A 20,097-nucleotide genomic window follows, 5' to 3' on the forward strand; every position below is an offset into this window, starting at 1 on the left:
GTTTCACCCTAACTTCTCAGGTTCAGCATGACAACGAACTATATTTTTGTGACCGGCGGGGTCGTATCCTCTCTGGGTAAAGGCATTGCCGCAGCCTCCCTCGCAGCCATTCTTGAAGCCCGTGGCCTCAATGTGACCATGATGAAACTGGATCCGTACATCAACGTCGATCCTGGCACCATGAGCCCAACCCAACACGGGGAAGTGTTCGTTACTGAAGACGGCGCTGAAACCGATCTGGATCTTGGCCACTACGAGCGTTTCATTCGTACCAAAATGACCCGTCGTAACAACTTTACGACTGGCCGCATCTACTCTGACGTTCTGCGTAAAGAGCGCCGCGGTGACTACCTGGGCGCGACCGTGCAGGTTATCCCACACATCACTAACGCAATCAAAGAGCGTGTCCTTGCCGGTGGCGAAGGGCATGACGTTGTGCTGGTTGAAATCGGCGGCACCGTGGGTGATATCGAATCCCTGCCATTCCTCGAAGCGATTCGTCAGCTGGCGGTAGACATTGGTCGTGAACACGCGCTGTTCATGCACCTGACGCTGGTGCCTTACATGGCGGCAGCAGGTGAAGTGAAAACCAAACCGACTCAGCACTCTGTTAAAGAGCTGCTCTCCATCGGTATTCAGCCTGACATCCTGGTTTGCCGCTCTGATCGCGCAATCCCGGCGAACGAACGTGCGAAAATTGCATTGTTCTGTAACGTGCCTGAAAAAGCCGTTATTTCAATGAAAGATGTCGATTCCATTTATAAAATCCCGGGCCTGTTGAAATCACAGGGTCTGGACGATTATATTTGTAAACGATTCAGCTTGAACTGTCCGGAAGCTAACCTGTCTGAATGGGAACAGGTTATTTACGAAGAAGCTAACCCGGCGGGCGAAGTGACTATCGGTATGGTCGGCAAGTACATCGAACTGCCGGACGCCTATAAGTCTGTTATCGAAGCGCTGAAACACGGTGGTCTGAAGAACCGCGTCTCCGTGAACATCAAGCTGATTGATTCGCAGGATGTTGAAACACGTGGCGTTGAAATTCTGAAAGATCTGGATGCTATCCTCATCCCTGGCGGCTTCGGCTACCGTGGTGTTGAAGGCAAGATCGCCACTGCACGCTATGCGCGTGAAAACAATATTCCATACCTCGGCATCTGCCTGGGTATGCAGGTTGCGCTGATCGAATTTGCGCGCAACGTAGCGGGAATGGAAAACGCGAACTCTACGGAATTTGTGCCAGACTGTAAGTACCCTGTAGTGGCGCTGATTACGGAATGGCGTGACGAAGACGGTAACGTTGAAGTCCGTACCGAGAAGAGCGATCTGGGTGGCACTATGCGTCTTGGCGCACAGGCTTGCCAGCTGTCCGACGATAGCGTGGTTCGCAAGCTGTACGGCGAGCCGGTCATCACCGAGCGCCATCGTCACCGCTATGAAGTCAACAACATGTTGTTGAAACAAATTGAAGCCGCGGGCCTGCGTGTTGCGGGTCGCTCCGGGGATGATCAGTTAGTCGAGATCATCGAGGTGCCAAACCATCCGTGGTTTGTCGCCTGCCAGTTCCACCCGGAATTTACTTCAACGCCGCGTGATGGACATCCGCTGTTTGCAGGCTTCGTGAAAGCCGCCAACGAGTACCAGAAGCGTCAGGCGAAGTAAAAAAAGTTAGAACGGCAACGCGTACCAACGGTACGCGTTGTTTGTCTGGAGTTTTAGTTTAACTTGTACTGAGGAAAATCTAATGTCCAAAATCGTTAAAGTCATCGGTCGTGAAATCATCGACTCCCGTGGTAACCCGACCGTTGAAGCCGAAGTTCATCTGGAAGGTGGTTTCGTCGGTATGGCAGCTGCTCCATCAGGTGCTTCTACAGGTTCTCGCGAAGCGCTGGAACTGCGTGATGGCGACAAATCCCGTTTCATGGGCAAAGGCGTACTGAAAGCGGTTGGCGCTGTTAACGGTCCTATTGCTCAGGCTATCGTTGGCAAAGATGCCAAAGATCAGGCTGGCATCGACAAGATCATGATCGATCTGGACGGTACTGAAAACAAATCTAACTTTGGTGCGAACGCAATCCTGGCAGTTTCCCTGGCGAACGCCAAAGCAGCAGCCGCTGCTAAAGGTATGCCACTGTTCGAGCACATCGCTGAACTGAACGGCACCCCAGGCAAATACTCTATGCCTGTACCAATGATGAACATCATCAACGGTGGTGAGCACGCAGACAACAACGTTGATATTCAGGAATTCATGATTCAGCCAGTTGGCGCGAAAACCCTGAAAGAAGCGGTTCGTATGGGTTCTGAAGTGTTCCACAACCTGGCGAAAGTTCTGAAAGCTAAAGGTATGAACACTGCTGTTGGTGACGAAGGTGGCTACGCGCCAAACCTGGGTTCTAACGCAGAAGCACTGGCTGTTATCGCTGAAGCGGTTAAAGCAGCAGGCTACGAGCTGGGCAAAGACATTACCCTGGCGATGGACTGTGCAGCATCTGAATTCTACAAAGACGGTAAATACGTTCTGGCTGGCGAAGGCAACAAAGCGTTCACCTCCGAAGAGTTCACTCACTTCCTGGAAGACCTGACCAAACAGTACCCAATCGTTTCTATCGAAGACGGTCTGGACGAGTCTGACTGGGATGGTTTCGCATACCAGACCAAAGTACTGGGCGACAAAATCCAGCTGGTTGGTGACGATCTGTTCGTAACCAACACCAAGATCCTGAAAGAAGGCATCGAGAAAGGCATCGTTAACTCCATCCTGATCAAATTCAACCAGATCGGTTCTCTGACCGAAACGCTGGCTGCGATCAAAATGGCGAAAGACGCTGGCTACACCGCTGTTATCTCTCACCGTTCTGGCGAAACTGAAGACGCGACCATTGCTGACCTGGCTGTGGGTACCGCTGCTGGCCAGATCAAAACCGGTTCTATGAGCCGTTCTGACCGTGTTGCTAAATACAACCAGCTGATTCGTATCGAAGAAGCGCTGGGTGAAAAAGCGCCTTACAACGGTCGTAAAGAGATCAAAGGCCAGGCATAATTGCTTAAGCCTTAAAATGAAAATGCCAGTCGAATGACTGGCATTTTTTTTGGCTATTTAAAATCGACCGCCATCTGCTCCGGAATGGTTAGCCCCCGGGTGGTTTGCACGCAGCGGGCAATATAATCCGTAAACCGGGGTGGCTTTGGCATCCCCATGCTGAGCAGTTTATCGTTGCTGAAGCGCACGTTCAGCGTGGCAAAGGCACCGTATAAACGCATGGCTCTCAGCATCAGACGTTCGTTGCATGGGCCAAAAATTGTTTTCAGCTCACGGCGCATTTTGACCAGCGTTTCGTAGCTGACCTGCGCGTACTTATCGCCAACAGGCGCTTTCTCCAGTGCCTGCGCCATCGCCCGATCGATATCCGCAAAGCGAACGCTATTCTCTTCCCCGGCAGAAATGTGTACCACTTCTCCCGGACGCGCGTTGCTGTTGAGCAGCATTAACATCGCATCGGCGCAATAATCCACCGGGACAACGTCGATTCGGTCTTCCATCGAGCACATAAACTTCTGCAGCATCAGGCCCATGCTAAAGACCCAGAAGATGCTGCTCGACGGCGTGCAGCCGTGGCGGGTATGGCCGACGACGATGGACGGACGAGCGATGAGCAGCGGCAGATTCGGGCACTTCTGGCGCATCAGCTGTTCGATGGTTGACTTCGAATACGTGTATTCCACCAGGTGCTCAGCATTTTCTCTGAATTCCGCACTTTCGGCGACCAGCGAATCCTGCTCCGGCGTGCATGACATTGCGGTGCCTACGTGCAGGAAACGCTGCAGCCCTGCGACCTGCTCCATGCGGCGCGCCAGCGCAAGGGTACCTTCGACGTTTACCTTCCAGATCAGCGGGTTATTCCCAAATGACGCAACTGCCGCACAGTTAACGACATGCGTAACCTTGTCCAGTCGGGGATCGTTCAGAAAGGCTTCCGGGTGGCTGAGGTCACCAATAAGGATATTATCCACGCTCAGGGAGGCCAGCTTCTTCTCAGGAACGTTAAACTTACGCATGTTCTCCTGCACGCGCGCCAGCCCGCTCTGCGGATCGTCGGCGCGGGCAAGCAAAAGGAGTTTTACGGATTGATCGCTGGTCAGGATTTTTTCAAGTACTGCCCCGCCCAGAAAACCGGTCACGCCTGTAATCAATAACATCTTCATTAATACCGTCTCATTATGATTGATGAGGCGGATTGTAGGCGCGCAAAAGTAAACGGCATTTAAATAATAAAACGCAGGAATCGAGAGCGTCTTAAGCTTATTTTAAGGAAAGGAAATCAGGGGAAAATATTGGACAGTGCGGAGAGCGGGAAAATTCAATTTATTAATATTTATATTTCAACCATATGATTTTAAATCGATTTTATCGAGGTTGGTGGCGCGATGAGTGTAATTCAAAATGTAATAAATAAAATATTTTGTTACACCAAACGTTTATCAGGTAAATGAATTGAGCCTTGCTTAAGTGAAATTGGGAAAAATAAAACGCAGGCTATTTATTAAGCCTGCGAATGGTTTTCAGAGCAGAAGAGGAAGCGTGGCGCTGGCCGTTTGCTGGCTAACGTCAGCGTAATGACCATCCAGAGCAATCATGGATGTCGTCAGCAATTCGATCAGCAGCATCACCCCAACCTTGGCATTGAGCGCACCTGCGCTAAGGGGGCCTTCTGGCTTGGCGGCCACCAGCTGCATATCGCTAAGAGACGCCAGCGGGCTGCGGGGCGTGTTACTGAGCGCAAGAACTTTCACGCCCTGCTTGCGGGCAAGTTTCACCACGTGAAGCAAATCTCGCGTTGAACCGGAACTGGAGATCGCCACCACCAGCGTCTCTGCCGAAAGCGTTGTCGCATTCATGGCTGCGCGGTGCATATCGCTAAACAGCTGTGCAGGTTTACCCAGCCTTAATAGCTTGTAATGCAGGTACTCCCCGAGGATCGCGCTGGCCGCGACGCCATAAATCTGCACGGATTGCGCCTGGTGCAGCGCCAGTGCGGCCTTTTCAAGCAGCGCGCGGTCGAGGAGTCTCGCGGTATCCTGCAGAGCCTGAACCGACTCATCCACCACGCTGTCAATCTCATCCCCCGCCTGACGCGCGGGCTGGCCCTGCTGAATATCCAGCGCCAGCGCCATTTTAAATTCGTTATACCCTTTGCAGCCCAGCGTCCGGCAAAGACGCGTCACGCTGGCCTCGCTGGTGTGGCTCTCGCGCGCCAGCTCGGTGATGGTCAGGTAGAGCACCCGGGCAGGGTCGCTCAGGACAAACTCGCCGAGTTTTTGCTGCGTTGGGCTGTACCCGGAAGCTTCCTGGCGGAGCTTCAGCAGCAGGTTTTCATGGTCCGACATGCCACGTCCTTAATGTGTTTCACTGCGACTAGTGTGGCGGAAAGCGGGGGAAAGATGCCAGTCATTTTAAAAAAGTATGATCGGCCTCCTGGTTTTTGATGATAATTTTCACTATTAAAAATTAATATGATAAAAATTTTCATCTTTTAACGGGGGGATGAAAAAATGATGCAAATATTCAGTGGTGCTTCGTCGGGGGAATGGTTTGAAAAAGCGCAGCGCTTTGGCAAATCCTTTATGTTGCCTATCGCCGTGTTGCCCGCGGCGGGTCTGCTGCTCGGTATCGGCGGGGCGTTATCGAACCCCAATACGCTGGCGGCCTATCCATTTTTAGATGTGAGCTGGCTTCAGGCCATTTTCACCATCATGAGCAGTGCCGGTTCAATTGTGTTTGCGAACCTCTCGGTGCTGTTTGCCGTTGGGGTGGCCGTCGGTCTGGCAAAAAGCGATAAGGGCACGGCGGGGCTGGCGGCGCTACTCGCGTTTCTGGTGATGAATGCCACCATCAACGCGCTGCTGATCCTCACCGGCAAACTGGCGCACGAAAACCCCGGTGCCGTCGGGCAGGGCATGACGCTGGGCATTCAGACGCTGGAAACCGGCGTGTTTGGCGGCGTGGTGATTGGTCTCGTGACCTGCGCGCTGCACCACCGTTTTAACAAGATAGCGCTTCCGCAGTTCCTGGGCTTTTTTGGCGGCTCGCGCTTTGTCCCTATTATCAGCTCGCTGGCGGCTATACTCGTCGGTGCGCTCATGACCGTGGTATGGCCGCACTTCCAGAAGCTGATTTTTGGTCTGGGCGGGCTGGTGGATGCCACCGGTTATCTGGGCACCCTGCTGTACGGCTTCATTTTGCGCATGCTGGGCCCGTTTGGTCTGCACCACATCTTCTATCTGCCGTTCTGGACCACCGCGCTCGGCGGCAGCGAGATTGTCAACGGTCACCTGGTGGAGGGCACGCAGCGGATCTTCTTCGCCCAGCTGGCCGATCCCACGACGCGTCAGTTTTACGAAGGCACGTCACGCTTCATGTCCGGGCGCTTTATTACGATGATGTTTGGCCTGCTCGGCGCCTGTCTGGCGATGTACCACACGGCTAAACCGGAGAATAAAAAGCGCGTTGCCGGGCTGCTGCTCTCCGCGGCGTTAACCTCGTTTCTGACGGGAATAACCGAGCCCATCGAGTTCTCCTTCCTGTTTATTGCCCCGGTGCTCTACGTCATTCACGCGCTGTTTGACGGGCTGGCGTTCATGCTCGCACACATGCTGCACATCACCATCGGGCAAACCTTCTCCGGCGGTTTTATCGACTTCGTGCTGTTCGGCATCCTGCAGGGGGAGGCCAAAACCAACTGGATGTTCGTTCCGCTGGTCGGCGTGCCCTGGTTCTTCCTCTACTACTTCACTTTCCGCTATCTGATTAACCGCTTTGATTTTGCCACGCCGGGTCGGGAAAGGGAGGCGATGGCCAGTGAAGTGGCCTTATCGCAGAGCGAGCGCGCCGTTGCGGTGATCGCCGGGTTAGGCGGAAAAGACAATCTCGAAGAGGTGGACTGCTGCGCCACGCGTCTTCGCGTCACGGTGAAAGACGGCAGCAAAGTGAATGATGCGGCGCTGAAAGCCACCGGCGCGCGCGGCGTCATCGTGCGCGGTAACGGCGTGCAGGTCATTTATGGCCCGCACGTCACGATTATCAAAAACGAAGTGGAAGAGATCTTATCGTAATGAAAACTGTACTGGGTAACCTGAAGGGAAAACTGGTCGTCTCCTGTCAGGCGCTGGAAAATGAACCGCTGCACAGCCCGTTTATCATGTCGCGGATGGCGCTGGCGGCGGCGCAGGGCGGGGCCGCCGCCATTCGCGCCAACAGCGTGGTGGATATCAAAGCCATTAAGCAGCAGGTCTCTTTACCTGTCATCGGCATCATCAAGCGGGATTATTCAGATAGTGAGGTGTTCATCACCGCCACGATGAAGGAGGTGGATGAGCTCATGGCCGTCTCTCCGGAAATCATTGCGCTTGATGCGACGGCGCGGGAGCGTCCCGGTGGGGAATCCCTGGAAACGCTGGTCACGCGCATCCGCTCGCGTTATCCCTCGGTACTGCTGATGGCGGATATTTCCACGGTAGACGAGGCCGTGACGGCGCAGGCGCTTGGCTTTGACTGCGTCGGCACCACGCTTTATGGCTATACGGCGGAAACGGCGGGCCATTCGCTTCCGGAGAACGACTGCGCGTTCCTGAAGGCCGTGCTGGCTGTCGTGACGGTTCCGGTGATTGCCGAAGGCAATGTGGATACGCCTGAACGCGCGGCCAGATGCCTGGCGCTGGGTGCGCATACGGTCGTTGTCGGCGGGGCGATTACCCGTCCACAGCAAATCACCGCGCGCTTTATGGCGGCGATTAGCGCGCAAAGCACCGATGGAGCATGACCATCCGGCGGGGATCTGCGATACTTATCGTTTATCCCCTTTACTGAGATGACTATGCAGTACCCGATTAACGAGATGTTCCAGACCCTGCAAGGCGAGGGTTACTTTACCGGCGTTCCCGCTATTTTCATTCGTTTACAGGGATGCCCGGTTGGCTGTGCCTGGTGTGATACCAAACATACGTGGGATAAGCTCGCAGATCGGGAAGTGTCGCTGTTTAGCATTCTGGCGAAAACTAAAGAGAGCGATAAGTGGGGCGCGGGCAGTCCAGAGGATCTGCTGGCCATTATTGGTCGTCAGGGCTGGACGGCGCGCCACGTCGTGATCACCGGCGGTGAACCCTGCATCCACGATCTGACGCCGCTGACCGAGCTGCTCGAAAAGAACGGCTACAGCTGCCAGATCGAGACCAGCGGCACCCATGAAGTGCGCTGCTCGCATACCACCTGGGTGACGGTATCGCCAAAAGTGAATATGCGCGGCGGGTATAACGTGCTGTCTCAGGCGCTGGAGCGCGCGGATGAAATCAAGCACCCGGTAGGGCGCGTGCGTGATATCGAAGCGCTGGATGAACTGCTGGCAACGCTGACGGATGAGAAGCAGCGGGTGATTGCCCTGCAGCCGATCAGCCAGAAAGAGGATGCGACGCGCCTGTGCATTGAAACCTGCATTGCGCGCAACTGGCGCCTGTCGATGCAGACGCACAAGTACCTGAATATTGCCTAAAAAAAAGCCCGGTTTGCCGGGCTTTTTTTTACTCTCCGCGATACACGCAGCCTGCCGTGCAGGTCTCTTTGATCATCACCGCGCTCAGCAGCGGTACCAGCGGCTTCATCTGATCCCAAATCCATTTTGCCAGCACTTCGCTGGTCGGGTTTTCAAGACCCGGGATTTCATTCAGGTAGTAGTGATCCAGACGATCGTAGGTCGGCTTAAACGCGGCTTTCAGCTCGGCAAAGTCCATGATCCAACCGGTATGCGGATCAACTTCACCGGTGATCTCAAGACGCACCATGAACGAATGCCCGTGCAGGCGGCCGCATTTATGCCCTTCAGGCACATGCGGAAGGTGGTGGGCGGCTTCGAAGGTGAAATCTTTAAACAGTGTGGTGGACATGATCGCTCTCAGTAATGCGGAAAAAACCGCCGCATAGTACCGGAAAGCACAATTTTTAGCATTAACTAAAACGGCTCTGAACGACACCAGCCTCACATTCAGGGGCTTTATCTATTTTTATTATTGCATTTCAATAGGTTATTTAATCGTTTTTATCGTTAAGAACGATAACTAAAACAGGTTAGTCCATTTGGTTATTTATTATTTCCATCCCTTCTTTAATTGTTATTATCCACGCCGTTAACCTTATCTTCAGTTTGGATTTATTCGCTTAAAGTCCGCTTGGCTACTGGAACATAACGACGCATGACAACACAGGCCCCACCTTCAAACTTGCTTCCCCTGAACCCGGAGCAACTGGCGCGCCTTCAGGCTGCCACCTCTGATTTTTCTCCCACTCAGCTTGCCTGGGTCTCCGGTTATTTCTGGGGAATGCTCAACCAGCAGCCTGGCGCTGTGGCGGGCGCACCGGCAACGGCCGTGGAAATTCCGGCCATTACGCTGATCAGCGCCTCGCAAACGGGCAACGCACGCCGCGTGGCCGAAGCGCTGCGTGACGACCTGCTGGCCGCCAAACTGAACGTGAACCTGGTCAACGCCGGGGATTATAAATTCAAGCAAATCGCGTCAGAAAAACTGCTGGTGGTGGTGGCTTCTACGCAGGGTGAAGGTGAACCTGCTGAAGAAGCGGTGGCGCTGCATAAGTTCCTGTTCTCGAAAAAAGCGCCGAAGCTGGATGGCACGGCGTTTGCCGTATTTGGCCTGGGCGATACCTCCTATGAATTCTTCTGCCAGTCCGGTAAAGACTTCGACAGCAAGCTGGCGGAGCTGGGCGCGGAGCGCCTGCTGGACCGCGTGGACGCGGATGTGGAATACCAGACGGCCGCCGCCGAATGGCGCGCGCGCATCGTTGAGGTGCTGAAAGCCCGCGTCCCGAAAGAGACCCCGGCGCAGGCTGCCGTAACCGCTGCGGGCACCGTCAATGAGATCCACACCAGCCCCTACACCAAAGAGGCGCCGCTGACGGCGAGCCTGTCGGTGAACCAGAAAATTACCGGTCGCGACTCGGAAAAAGACGTGCGCCATATTGAAATCGATCTTGGCGACTCCGGCCTGCGCTATCAGCCTGGGGATGCGCTGGGCGTCTGGTATCAGAACGATCCGGCGCTGGTGAAAGAGCTGGTCGAGCTGCTGTGGCTGAAGGGTGATGAGCCTGTCACCGTGGAGGGCAAAACGCTGCCGCTCTCCGAGGCGCTGCAGTGGCATTTCGAGCTGACTGTGAACACCCCGAATATCGTTGAAAATTACGCCACCTTAACGCGCAGCGAATCGCTGCTGCCGCTGGTGGGCGATAAGGCGAAGCTGCAGCATTACGCCGCTACGACGCCGATTGTCGATATGGTGCGTTTCTCTCCGGCACAGCTGGATGCCGACGCGCTGATCGGCCTGCTGCGTCCGCTGACCCCGCGCCTGTACTCCATTGCCTCTTCCCAGGCGGAAGTGGAAAGCGAAGTTCACGTTACCGTCGGCGTGGTGCGCTACGACATCGAAGGCCGCGCTCGCGCGGGTGGCGCGTCGAGCTTCCTGGCCGATCGCGTGGAAGAAGAGGGCGAAGTGCGCGTCTTTATCGAGCACAACGACAACTTCCGCCTGCCGGCGAACCCTGAGACCCCGGTCATCATGATTGGACCGGGCACCGGCATTGCGCCGTTCCGCGCCTTCATGCAGCAGCGTGCTGCAGACGAAGCGCCGGGCAAAAACTGGCTGTTCTTCGGCAACCCGCACTTTACCGAAGATTTCCTCTACCAGGTTGAGTGGCAGCGCTACGTCAAAGAAGGCGTACTGACCCGCATTGACCTGGCCTGGTCCCGCGACCAGAAAGAAAAAATATACGTACAAGACAAACTGCGCGAACAGGGCGCAGAGCTGTGGCGCTGGATCAATGACGGTGCCCACATTTATGTCTGCGGCGACGCCAATCGCATGGCGAAAGACGTTGAGCAGGCACTGCTGGAAGTGATTGCCGAGTTCGGCGGTATGGATGCCGAAGCGGCGGATGAATTTTTAAGTGAGCTGCGCGTTGAGCGCCGTTATCAGCGAGATGTCTACTAATGAGCGAAAAACATCCAGGGCCACTGGTGGTCGAAGGTAAACTGACAGACGCCGAGCGCATGAAGCTGGAAAGCAACTATCTGCGCGGCACCATTGCTGAAGATCTGAATGACGGTCTCACCGGCGGCTTCAAAGGCGACAACTTCCTGTTGATCCGCTTCCACGGCATGTATCAGCAGGACGACCGCGATATCCGCGCCGAGCGCGCTGAACAGAAGCTGGAGCCTCGCCACGCCATGCTGCTGCGCTGCCGCCTGCCGGGCGGGGTGATCACCACCAAACAGTGGCAGGCGATCGATAAGTTTGCCGGTGAAAATACAATTTATGGCAGCATCCGCCTGACCAACCGTCAGACCTTCCAGTTCCACGGCATTCTGAAGAAGAACGTCAAGCCGGTTCACCAGATGCTCCACTCCGTCGGGCTGGACGCGCTGGCGACCGCCAACGACATGAACCGTAACGTGCTCTGCACCTCGAACCCGTACGAGTCCGAGCTGCACGCCGAAGCGTATGAGTGGGCGAAGAAGATCTCCGAGCACCTCCTGCCGCGCACCCGCGCCTACGCGGAGATCTGGCTCGATCAGGAGAAAGTCGCCACCACCGACGAAGAACCGATCCTCGGTCAGACCTACCTGCCGCGTAAGTTTAAAACTACCGTGGTGATCCCTCCGCAGAACGATATCGATCTGCACGCCAACGACATGAACTTCGTGGCGATTGCCGAAAACGGCAAGCTGATTGGCTTTAACCTGCTGGTGGGCGGCGGCCTGTCTATTGAGCACGGTAACAAGAAAACCTACGCCCGCACCGCAAGCGAGTTCGGTTTCCTGCCGCTGGAGCACACGCTGGCCGTGGCAGAAGCGGTGGTGACCACCCAGCGCGACTGGGGCAACCGTACCGATCGTAAAAACGCGAAAACCAAATACACCCTGGAGCGCGTGGGCGTGGAGACGTTCAAAGAGGAAGTGGAGCGTCGCGCGGGGATAAAATTTGAGCCGATCCGCCCTTACGAATTCACCGGTCGCGGCGATCGCATCGGCTGGGTGAAAGGGATCGACAATAAATGGCACCTGACGCTGTTTATTGAAAACGGCCGTATTCTGGATTATCCGGGCCGTCCGCTGAAAACCGGTCTGCTGGAAATTGCGAAGATCCACAAAGGCGAGTTCCGCATTACCGCTAACCAGAACCTGATCGTTGCCGGCGTGCCGGAGAGCCAGAAGGCGAAGATCGAGAAGCTGGCGCGCGATCACGGGTTGATGGATGCGGTCAAACCGCAGCGTGAAAACTCGATGGCCTGCGTGTCGTTCCCGACCTGCCCGCTGGCGATGGCCGAAGCGGAACGTTTCCTGCCGTCATTCACCGATAAAGTGGAAGCGATTCTGGAAAAACACGGTATTCCGGACGAGCATATTGTTATGCGCGTGACGGGCTGCCCGAACGGCTGCGGTCGAGCGATGCTGGCCGAACTGGGGCTGGTAGGCAAAGCGCCGGGCCGCTATAACCTGCACCTGGGCGGTAACCGTATCGGCACGCGCATTCCGCGCATGTTCCGCGAGAACATCACCGAGACGGAAATTCTTGATTCCATCGACGAGCTTGTCGGGCGCTGGGCGAAAGAGCGCGAAGCGGGTGAAGGCTTCGGCGACTTTACGGTGCGTGCGGGCATCATTCGCCCGGTGCTCGATCCCGCAAGGGATTTCTGGGAGTAACCACGAGAGGTAATTATGTCCGTACTCGATCTAAATGCCCTGAATGAACTGCCAAAAGTCGAACGCATTCTTCAGCTTTCAGAAACTAACGCCCACCTTGAAACGCTGGATGCCGAAGGGCGCGTGGCGTGGGCGCTGGAAAACCTGCCGGGAGACTATGTGCTCTCGTCGAGCTTTGGTATTCAGGCGGCAGTCAGCCTGCATCTGGTGAATCAGATCCGTCCGGACATTCCGGTGATCCTCACCGATACCGGCTACCTGTTCCCGGAAACCTATCAGTTTATTGACGAGCTGACGGACAAGCTCAGGCTGAACCTCAAAGTCTACCGCGCCACGGAAAGCGCGGCCTGGCAGGAGGCGCGCTACGGCAAACTGTGGGAGCAGGGCGTTGAGGGCATTGAAAAATACAATGAGATCAACAAAGTTGAGCCGATGAACCGGGCGCTGAAAGAGCTAAACGCGCAGACCTGGTTTGCCGGCCTGCGCCGCGAGCAGTCGGGAAGCCGCGCCACGCTACCGGTGCTGGCGGTTCAACGCGGCGTGTTCAAAGTGCTGCCGATTATCGACTGGGATAACCGGACGGTGTATCAGTATCTGCAAAAACACGGGCTGAAGTACCATCCGCTGTGGGACCAGGGCTACCTGTCGGTGGGCGACACCCACACCACGCGCAAATGGGAACCGGGAATGGCGGAAGAAGAGACGCGATTTTTCGGGCTGAAGCGCGAGTGCGGGCTGCACGAAGGGTAAAGATACTACCCCTCACCCCTGCCCTCTCCCCAACGGGGAGAGGGGGAAAAGACGGCTTCGTGCGAGCCCCTCTCACCAAAGGGGCGAGGGGGAAAAGACGGCTTCGTGCGATCCCCTCTCACCAAAGGGGCGAGGGGGAAAAGACGGCTCCGTGCGATCCCCTCTCCCCTAAGGGGAGAGGGTTAGGGTGAGGGGGAAAATAACGCGCTAGGCTTTCCCCGCTTTCGCCAGCTCCTTCACCAGCGGCAGCATCACCTTCACCACGTCGCGGCTGCGATGTTCAATCCGCTGCGGCAGGGCACTGTCTATGTGCTGCTGGTTATCCAGCTGCACATTATGCCAGCTGGTCCCGTCCGGGAACGCTTTCGATTTAGCGCGCTGCTGATAGCCATCTTTTTTGCCCAGCGCCCAGTTCGTCGCCTCGACGTACAGCACCGGAATGCCTGCCTTATCAAACACTTCTCCGTCATTACAACAGCCAGTGCCTTTTGGATAATCCGGGTTACCGCCTGGGTTTGTCGCGGCATAGACGCCATGCGTACGGGCAAGCGCCAGCGCGCGGTCGCGGGTGAGTTTACGCACGCTGCTCGGCGTGCTCTGTCCGCTATTAAAATAGAGCTTATCGCCCACGATCAGATTATCGAGGTTAATCACCAGCAGCGTATTTTTCTTCTCCTCGGCGCTCATCCGTTTAAGGAGATTCTCAGCGCCGAGTTTCCCTTCTTCTTCGCCGCTGGTCGCCACAAAGCGAATACCGTATTTCGTCGGGATATTCTTAAGGCGTTCAGCCAGTTCAAGCATCACGCCGAGACCCGCTGCGTTGTCGTCCATACCCTGCAGCGTCAGTCCCCCAAGGTTATTATCAATATCGGCGTCGCTCATTGGCGCGTAGGTATCCAGGTGAGCCATGATAATGATCTGCTCAGCCGCCTTTCCTTCGTGCGCTGCAATCACCGTACTGCCGGTCACGTTATGCCAGTTCTGCGTTTTATTGCGTGAGGTATAGATGTAGCGGCTGTGAAACGAGCGAATATCACTCTGGTAGCCCATCTGTGCAAACTGCTGGCGAATATAGTCGGCGGAGAGCATCTCCGCGGGTGAACCGGTCATGCGGCCAGGGAAAACCGTCGCAATATGCCGCGCCTGCATAGTGGCGATTTCACCATAAGGTTGATTTTTTGCCTGAGCCGGAAGGATAAAGCAAACGCCGAGCGCCAGGGCAGCAATACGGTGGCGCGTTGCGGAAAACATAGTGAGTCCTTAAAAACAGAGCAAAATAATAACGTGCATAGTATGAAACTGTGATCGTCCATACACAATTTGAATTGCTCTTAAATGCCCGAAATGTCGCGAGTTAAGCACTTTTTGGTATTTGCTTTTTCATGTCGTTATTCCATTGAGTAACTACTCATTCCAATTCGTAATTTCATTCGATCTAAGCCGCCCCCTATAGTCCCTCTATTCCTCGTTGTTAGTGAGTTGTTGCCTGTGGACTATCTGCCCCTTTTTGCCGCCTTAAAAGACCGACCGGTACTGGTTGTCGGCACGGGTGAAATTGCCGATCGCAAAATCGCGTTTCTGCAGCGTGCAGGGGCACAGGTGCGTGTCGTTGAAGAGGCGGATTTCGACGAGTCACAACTCGACAGTGTGGTGCTGGTGATTGCGGCAACTGAAAATCGGGAACTGAACCGGCGTGTCTCTGAAGCCGCCCAGGTCCGTCACCGTCTGGTGAACGTGGTGGACGACCAGCCTTTATGCTCATTTATCTTCCCGTCGATCGTTGACCGTTCGCCGCTGCTGGTGGCGATCTCCTCCGGCGGCACCGCGCCGGTGCTGGCGCGCGTCCTGCGGGAAAAAATCGAAGCGCTGCTGCCGACCAGCCTCGGACGCATGGCGGAGAAAGCCAGCTACTGGCGCAACCATTTAAAAAACCGTCTGACCAGCGTGACGGAACGCCGTCGCTTCTGGGAGCGCGTGTTTCGCGGCCGCTTTGCCAGCCTGATGCATGCCGGTAATGAAACGGCGGCGCAGAAAATCCTCGAAGACGAACTGGATAACCCCGGCAACACGAGCGGGGAGATCATTCTTGTGGGGGCAGGGCCGGGCGATGCCGGGCTGCTGACGCTGCGTGGCCTGCAGGTTTTGCAGGACGCGGACGTGGTGTTCTACGACCATCTGGTCACCGACGGCGTGCGCGAGTTGATCCGTCGCGACGCGGAGCAAATCTGCGTCGGCAAACGGGCTGGCGAGCACTCGGTGCCACAGCACGACACCAACCAGATGCTGGTTGATGCCGCCAAAGCGGGTAAAACCGTGGTGCGCCTGAAAGGGGGCGATCCGTTTATTTTCGGTCGCGGCGGTGAAGAGCTGCAGGCGGCAGCCGAGGCGGGCGTACCGTTCCAGGTGGTGCCCGGCATCACGGCGGCCTCTGCGGTGACGGCCTACGCCGGTATTCCGCTGACCCATCGCGATTACGCCCAGAGCGTGACCTTTGTAACCGGCCACTACAAGGCCGACAGCACTCCGTTCGACTGGTCGCATCTCGCCCAGAGCCGCCAGACGCTGGCGATCTACATGGGCACGATGAAGGCGGCAGACATCAGTGAACAGCTTATTCAGCACGGTCGCGAGGCGACGACGCCCGTTGCCGTCATTTCTCGCGGCACGCGCGTCGATCAGCACGTTGCGACGGGCACGCTGGAACATCTTGCAACCCTGGCGAAAGACGCCCCGATGCCCGCCCTGATTGTGGTGGGGGAAGTGGTGCAGCTGCACAGCACGCTCGCCTGGTTTCAGAACACAACCGATACAGAAGGCTTTGGTTCTTCTGTCGTAAATTTGGCTTAAGGAACGGTTATGGACCAAAAACGTCTTACACACCTGCGGCAGCTTGAAGCGGAGAGTATCCATATTATCCGCGAAGTGGCCGCCGAGTTTTCTAACCCGGTGATGATGTACTCCATCGGTAAAGATTCCAGCGTCATGCTGCATCTGGCGCGTAAAGCGTTTTATCCAGGTACGCTGCCGTTCCCGCTGCTGCACGTGGATACCGGCTGGAAATTCCGCGAAATGTACGAGTTCCGCGACCGTACCGCGAAAGCCTACGGCTGCGAGCTTCTGGTGCATAAAAACCCGGAAGGGGTGGCGATGGGCATTAACCCGTTCGTGCACGGTAGCGCCAAGCATACCGATATCATGAAAACCGAAGGGCTGAAGCAGGCGTTGAACAAATACGGTTTCGACGCGGCTTTCGGCGGCGCGCGCCGTGATGAAGAGAAATCCCGCGCCAAAGAGCGTATCTACTCCTTCCGCGATCGCTTCCACCGCTGGGACCCGAAAAACCAGCGCCCGGAGCTGTGGCACAACTACAACGGCCAGATCAACAAGGGCGAAAGCATTCGCGTCTTCCCGCTCTCCAACTGGACCGAGCTGGATATCTGGCAGTACATCTATCTGGAAAATATTGAGATCGTGCCACTTTATCTGGCCGCCGAGCGCCCGGTGCTGGAGCGCGACGGCATGCTGATGATGATCGACGACGATCGCATCGACCTGCAGCCGGGTGAAGTGATCAAAAAACAGATGGTGCGTTTCCGTACCCTCGGCTGCTGGCCGCTGACCGGCGCGGTGGAATCCAACGCGCAGACGCTGCCGGAGATCATCGAAGAGATGCTGGTGTCCACCACCAGCGAGCGACAGGGGCGCGTGATTGACCGCGACCAGGCCGGCTCCATGGAGCTGAAGAAACGTCAGGGTTATTTCTAAGGAGCCGCCATGAACACCACTATTGCTCAACAAATTGCCAACGAAGGCGGCGTCGAAGCGTATCTGCACGCGCAACAGCACAAAAGCCTGCTGCGTTTTCTGACCTGCGGCAGCGTGGATGACGGGAAAAGTACCCTGATTGGCCGCCTGCTGCACGATACGCGCCAGATTTATGAAGATCAGCTCTCTTCCCTGCACAACGACAGCAAGCGTCACGGTACCCAGGGCGAAAAACTCGACCTGGCGCTGCTGGTGGACGGCCTGCAGGCGGAGCGCGAGCAGGGCATCACCATTGACGTGGCCTACCGCTACTTCTCGACCGAAAAGCGCAAATTTATTATTGCCGACACGCCAGGGCACGAGCAGTACACCCGTAATATGGCGACCGGCGCCTCTACCTGCGATCTGGCGATTCTGCTGATGGACGCGCGTAAAGGCGTGCTGGATCAGACCCGCCGCCACAGCTTTATCTCGACGCTGCTGGGGATCAAACATCTGGTGGTGGCGGTCAACAAGATGGATCTGGTGAACTTCAGCGAAGAGAAATTCGAGGAGATCCGCCAGAGCTACCTGACCTTTGCCGAACAGCTGCCGGGCAACCTGGATATTCGTTTTGTGCCGCTTTCGGCGCTGGAAGGCGATAACGTCGCCTCACAGAGCGCGAACATGCCGTGGTACAGCGGCCCGACGCTGCTGGAAGTGCTGGAGACCGTTGAGATCCAGCGCGTGGTCGACACCCAGCCGATGCGCTTCCCGGTGCAGTACGTTAACCGTCCTAACCTCGATTTCCGCGGCTTCTCCGGCACTATCGCCTCCGGCGCCGTGAAGGTGGGGCAGCGCGTCAAGGTGCTGCCATCGGGTGTGGAGTCGGCTATCGCTCGCATCGTGACGTTCGACGGTGACCTGCAGGAAGCCGGGGCAGGGGAAGCGGTCACGCTGGTGCTGAAAGACGAAATTGACATCAGCCGCGGCGACCTGCTGGTCGACGCGCAGGAGACGTTGGCGGCGGTGCAGGGCGCGTCCGTGGACGTGGTGTGGATGGCCGAACAGCCGCTGACAGCAGGCCAGAGCTACGACATCAAAATTGCGGGCAAGAAAACCCGCGCCCGCGTGGACGGCATTCAGTTCCAGGTGGACATCAACAACCTGACCCACCGTGACGTGAGCGAGCTGCCGCTGAACGGTATTGGCCTGGTGGATCTGACCTTCGACGAGCCGCTGGTGCTGGATCCGTATCAGCAGAACCCGGTAACCGGCGGGCTGATCTTTATCGACCGTCTGACGAACGTTACCGTCGGCGCGGGGATGGTGCGTGAGCCAAACGAGCAGGCGACCGCGGCCTCGGAATTCAGCGCCTTCGAACTGGAACTTAACGCGCTGGTGCGTAAGCACTTCCCGCACTGGGGCGTCCGCGATCTGCTGGGAGGTAAGTAATGGCCGCCCATGATGAGAACGTCGTCTGGCATCCTCATCCGGTCACCGTCGCCCAGCGCGAACAGCTCCACGGCCACCGTGGGGTTGTGCTGTGGTTTACCGGGCTGTCTGGCTCCGGTAAATCCACGGTAGCGGGCGCGCTGGAAGAGGCGCTGCATCAGCAGGGAGTGAGTACCTACCTGCTGGATGGCGACAACGTGCGTCACGGCCTGTGCAGCGATTTGGGGTTCAGCGACGACGACCGTAAAGAGAACATTCGCCGGGTGGGGGAGGTTGCCAGCCTGATGGCGGACGCCGGGCTGGTGGTGCTGACGGCGTTTATCTCACCGCACCGCGCCGAACGCCAGATGGTGCGCGAGCGCGTGGGCCAGGATCGCTTTATTGAAGTGTTTGTCGATACGCCGCTGGAGATCTGTGAAGCGCGCGATCCGAAAGGGCTGTATAAAAAAGCGCGTGCCGGCGAGCTGCGAAACTTCACCGGAATTGACTCGGTTTACGAAGCGCCTGAATCGCCTGAGATTCATCTGAAGGGTCAACAATTGGTAACAAATTTAGTAAGCCAATTATTAGACCTGCTCAGACGGGACGATATTATCAGATCCTGAGGCGGTATCGTTCGGGAGCTGTCTTCCCGAACGATGAGTCACGGTCACAGGATTAGCTATGCGCAACAGTGAAAACTACATTATCACCACCGGGTCGGAACCGTTAACCACCGATGACGAGACGACCTGGTCCTTCCCTGGGGCGATAGTCGGCTTTGCGTCGTGGTTACTGGCGCTGGGTATCCCGTTTTTGATCTACGGGGGTAACACCCTTTTCTTTTTTCTCTACACCTGGCCCTTCTTCCTGGCGCTGATGCCCGTTGCGGTCGTTGTTGGGGTTGCGCTGCACTCCCTTTTCAACGGCAAGCTCCTGTATAGTACGGTTATCACGATTGCCACCGTTGTCGTCATCTTTGGTCTGCTGTTTTTATGGCTGATGGGCTAACTTGCGACATAATTAAAACCCCGCAGTAGAGTCGAACGGAAAGTTATGGGATGATGATGCCGTTTTTTCAGGGGGCAGGATGGGTAAACTAACGCTGCTGTTGCTGGCTTTGCTAATCTGGCTGCAATATTCGCTGTGGTTCGGTAAAAACGGACTGCACGACTACAGCCGGGTGAGCGATGACGTCGCGGCTCAGCAGGCAACAAACGCCAAACTTAAGGCGCGTAACGATCAACTCTTTGCTGAAATTGATGACCTCAATGGCGGACAAGAGGCGATTGAGGAACGCGCGCGTAATGAACTTAGTATGACTAAGCCGGGCGAAACCTTTTATCGTCTGGTTCCGGATGCGTCTAAACGCAATCAGGGCTCAGCACAAAACAATCGATAATCA

18 protein-coding genes are annotated in these 20,097 nt (G+C 56.2%); 14 read left to right on the forward strand and 4 right to left on the reverse strand.

Annotated elements, in window-relative coordinates:
- Nucleotides 1-27 precede the first annotated feature (27 nt).
- A complete protein-coding gene (pyrG, locus tag URZ40_RS14235; RefSeq protein WP_116343482.1) occupies nucleotides 28-1,665 on the forward strand; it encodes a glutamine hydrolyzing CTP synthase in 1,638 nt (545 codons plus the stop codon).
- A gap of 82 nt (nucleotides 1,666-1,747) precedes the next feature.
- Entirely contained in the window at nucleotides 1,748-3,046 is a 1,299-nt protein-coding gene (gene eno / locus URZ40_RS14240; RefSeq protein WP_006811784.1) for a phosphopyruvate hydratase, read from the forward strand.
- Nucleotides 3,047-3,099: 53 nt separating this feature from the next.
- Here eno and URZ40_RS14245 read toward each other — a convergent pair whose 3' ends face one another.
- Both URZ40_RS14245 and URZ40_RS14250 read right to left on the reverse strand, forming a co-directional pair.
- Nucleotides 3,100-4,209 carry an SDR family oxidoreductase gene (locus URZ40_RS14245; protein WP_320720717.1) on the reverse strand — a complete coding sequence of 370 codons (1,110 nt, stop codon included), beginning with the start codon at nucleotides 4,207-4,209 and terminating at the stop codon, nucleotides 3,100-3,102.
- Between the two features lie 357 nt (nucleotides 4,210-4,566).
- On the reverse strand, nucleotides 4,567-5,391 hold the full coding sequence (locus URZ40_RS14250; protein ID WP_320720718.1) for a MurR/RpiR family transcriptional regulator: 825 nt from the start codon (nucleotides 5,389-5,391) through the stop codon (nucleotides 4,567-4,569).
- A gap of 165 nt (nucleotides 5,392-5,556) precedes the next feature.
- Between URZ40_RS14250 and URZ40_RS14255 the strand changes: the two genes are divergently transcribed.
- The 3 genes from URZ40_RS14255 to queE are packed head-to-tail and all read left to right on the forward strand — an operon-like array spanning nucleotide 5,557 to nucleotide 8,549.
- Nucleotides 5,557-7,116 (forward strand): PTS transporter subunit EIIC, encoded by a 1,560-nt coding sequence (locus URZ40_RS14255; protein WP_316380125.1) that lies wholly within the window; start codon nucleotides 5,557-5,559, stop codon nucleotides 7,114-7,116.
- Nucleotides 7,116-7,823, forward strand: coding sequence for an N-acetylmannosamine-6-phosphate 2-epimerase (locus tag URZ40_RS14260; protein WP_316380126.1), 708 nt, complete (start codon nucleotides 7,116-7,118; stop codon nucleotides 7,821-7,823). Before URZ40_RS14255 ends, URZ40_RS14260 begins: the two co-directional genes overlap by 1 nt.
- 54 nt (nucleotides 7,824-7,877) lie before the next feature.
- Nucleotides 7,878-8,549, forward strand: coding sequence for a 7-carboxy-7-deazaguanine synthase QueE (gene queE / locus URZ40_RS14265; RefSeq protein WP_316380127.1), 672 nt, complete (start codon nucleotides 7,878-7,880; stop codon nucleotides 8,547-8,549).
- A gap of 28 nt (nucleotides 8,550-8,577) precedes the next feature.
- Here the strand turns inward: queE and queD are convergent, their stop codons facing one another.
- The gene (gene queD, locus URZ40_RS14270) at nucleotides 8,578-8,940 is read right to left on the reverse strand and encodes a 6-carboxytetrahydropterin synthase QueD (protein ID WP_014885039.1); all 363 of its coding nucleotides are present in this window, start codon (nucleotides 8,938-8,940) and stop codon (nucleotides 8,578-8,580) included.
- 306 nt (nucleotides 8,941-9,246) lie between these two features.
- Between queD and cysJ the strand changes: the two genes are divergently transcribed.
- The 3 genes from cysJ to cysH are packed head-to-tail and all read left to right on the forward strand — an operon-like array spanning nucleotide 9,247 to nucleotide 13,514.
- Nucleotides 9,247-11,052 carry an NADPH-dependent assimilatory sulfite reductase flavoprotein subunit gene (gene cysJ, locus URZ40_RS14275; protein WP_116343476.1) on the forward strand — a complete coding sequence of 602 codons (1,806 nt, stop codon included), beginning with the start codon at nucleotides 9,247-9,249 and terminating at the stop codon, nucleotides 11,050-11,052.
- On the forward strand, nucleotides 11,052-12,764 hold the full coding sequence (cysI, locus tag URZ40_RS14280) for an assimilatory sulfite reductase (NADPH) hemoprotein subunit (protein WP_116343475.1): 1,713 nt from the start codon (nucleotides 11,052-11,054) through the stop codon (nucleotides 12,762-12,764). Before cysJ ends, cysI begins: the two co-directional genes overlap by 1 nt.
- Before the next feature lie 15 nt (nucleotides 12,765-12,779).
- Nucleotides 12,780-13,514 (forward strand): phosphoadenosine phosphosulfate reductase, encoded by a 735-nt coding sequence (gene cysH, locus URZ40_RS14285; protein ID WP_116343474.1) that lies wholly within the window; start codon nucleotides 12,780-12,782, stop codon nucleotides 13,512-13,514.
- 207 nt (nucleotides 13,515-13,721) lie between these two features.
- On the opposite strand, the gene URZ40_RS14290 is transcribed toward cysH, so the two are convergent.
- The gene (locus URZ40_RS14290) at nucleotides 13,722-14,765 is read right to left on the reverse strand and encodes an aminopeptidase (RefSeq protein ID WP_116343473.1); all 1,044 of its coding nucleotides are present in this window, start codon (nucleotides 14,763-14,765) and stop codon (nucleotides 13,722-13,724) included.
- A 246-nt stretch (nucleotides 14,766-15,011) separates the two neighbouring features.
- Between URZ40_RS14290 and cysG the strand changes: the two genes are divergently transcribed.
- From cysG to ftsB, 6 genes are all read left to right on the forward strand, one after another.
- The gene (gene cysG, locus URZ40_RS14295) at nucleotides 15,012-16,361 is read left to right on the forward strand and encodes a siroheme synthase CysG (protein WP_316380199.1); all 1,350 of its coding nucleotides are present in this window, start codon (nucleotides 15,012-15,014) and stop codon (nucleotides 16,359-16,361) included.
- 9 nt (nucleotides 16,362-16,370) lie between these two features.
- Complete coding sequence (cysD, locus tag URZ40_RS14300) at nucleotides 16,371-17,279, forward strand: sulfate adenylyltransferase subunit CysD (RefSeq protein ID WP_008499613.1); 909 nt, start codon at nucleotides 16,371-16,373, stop codon at nucleotides 17,277-17,279.
- A gap of 9 nt (nucleotides 17,280-17,288) precedes the next feature.
- The gene (cysN, locus tag URZ40_RS14305; RefSeq protein ID WP_316380129.1) at nucleotides 17,289-18,713 is read left to right on the forward strand and encodes a sulfate adenylyltransferase subunit CysN; all 1,425 of its coding nucleotides are present in this window, start codon (nucleotides 17,289-17,291) and stop codon (nucleotides 18,711-18,713) included.
- Nucleotides 18,713-19,318: an adenylyl-sulfate kinase gene (gene cysC / locus URZ40_RS14310; RefSeq protein WP_080330141.1), complete on the forward strand. Its 606-nt coding sequence runs from the start codon at nucleotides 18,713-18,715 to the stop codon at nucleotides 19,316-19,318. Before cysN ends, cysC begins: the two co-directional genes overlap by 1 nt.
- Nucleotides 19,319-19,376: 58 nt before the next feature.
- On the forward strand, nucleotides 19,377-19,703 hold the full coding sequence (locus URZ40_RS14315) for a DUF3561 family protein (RefSeq protein WP_080330142.1): 327 nt from the start codon (nucleotides 19,377-19,379) through the stop codon (nucleotides 19,701-19,703).
- Between the two features lie 79 nt (nucleotides 19,704-19,782).
- Entirely contained in the window at nucleotides 19,783-20,094 is a 312-nt protein-coding gene (gene ftsB / locus URZ40_RS14320; RefSeq protein ID WP_008499609.1) for a cell division protein FtsB, read from the forward strand.
- The last annotated feature ends 3 nt before the right edge of the window (nucleotides 20,095-20,097 follow it).

It is taken from the genome of Enterobacter sp. 296B2 (assembly GCF_034106185.1).
Taxonomy (GTDB): Bacteria; Pseudomonadota; Gammaproteobacteria; order Enterobacterales; family Enterobacteriaceae; genus Enterobacter; species Enterobacter cloacae_N.

Coding starts and splice junctions, on each gene's coding strand:
- pyrG (WP_116343482.1), top strand. CDS start 28: ATGACAACGAACTATATTTTTGTGACCGGCGGGGTCGTATCCTCTCTG.
- eno (WP_006811784.1), top strand. CDS start 1,748: ATGTCCAAAATCGTTAAAGTCATCGGTCGTGAAATCATCGACTCCCGT.
- URZ40_RS14245 (WP_320720717.1), bottom strand. CDS start 4,209: ATGAAGATGTTATTGATTACAGGCGTGACCGGTTTTCTGGGCGGGGCA.
- URZ40_RS14250 (WP_320720718.1), bottom strand. CDS start 5,391: ATGTCGGACCATGAAAACCTGCTGCTGAAGCTCCGCCAGGAAGCTTCC.
- URZ40_RS14255 (WP_316380125.1), top strand. CDS start 5,557: ATGATGCAAATATTCAGTGGTGCTTCGTCGGGGGAATGGTTTGAAAAA.
- URZ40_RS14260 (WP_316380126.1), top strand. CDS start 7,116: ATGAAAACTGTACTGGGTAACCTGAAGGGAAAACTGGTCGTCTCCTGT.
- queE (WP_316380127.1), top strand. CDS start 7,878: ATGCAGTACCCGATTAACGAGATGTTCCAGACCCTGCAAGGCGAGGGT.
- queD (WP_014885039.1), bottom strand. CDS start 8,940: ATGTCCACCACACTGTTTAAAGATTTCACCTTCGAAGCCGCCCACCAC.
- cysJ (WP_116343476.1), top strand. CDS start 9,247: ATGACAACACAGGCCCCACCTTCAAACTTGCTTCCCCTGAACCCGGAG.
- cysI (WP_116343475.1), top strand. CDS start 11,052: ATGAGCGAAAAACATCCAGGGCCACTGGTGGTCGAAGGTAAACTGACA.
- cysH (WP_116343474.1), top strand. CDS start 12,780: ATGTCCGTACTCGATCTAAATGCCCTGAATGAACTGCCAAAAGTCGAA.
- URZ40_RS14290 (WP_116343473.1), bottom strand. CDS start 14,765: ATGTTTTCCGCAACGCGCCACCGTATTGCTGCCCTGGCGCTCGGCGTT.
- cysD (WP_008499613.1), top strand. CDS start 16,371: ATGGACCAAAAACGTCTTACACACCTGCGGCAGCTTGAAGCGGAGAGT.
- cysN (WP_316380129.1), top strand. CDS start 17,289: ATGAACACCACTATTGCTCAACAAATTGCCAACGAAGGCGGCGTCGAA.
- cysC (WP_080330141.1), top strand. CDS start 18,713: ATGGCCGCCCATGATGAGAACGTCGTCTGGCATCCTCATCCGGTCACC.
- URZ40_RS14315 (WP_080330142.1), top strand. CDS start 19,377: ATGCGCAACAGTGAAAACTACATTATCACCACCGGGTCGGAACCGTTA.
- ftsB (WP_008499609.1), top strand. CDS start 19,783: ATGGGTAAACTAACGCTGCTGTTGCTGGCTTTGCTAATCTGGCTGCAA.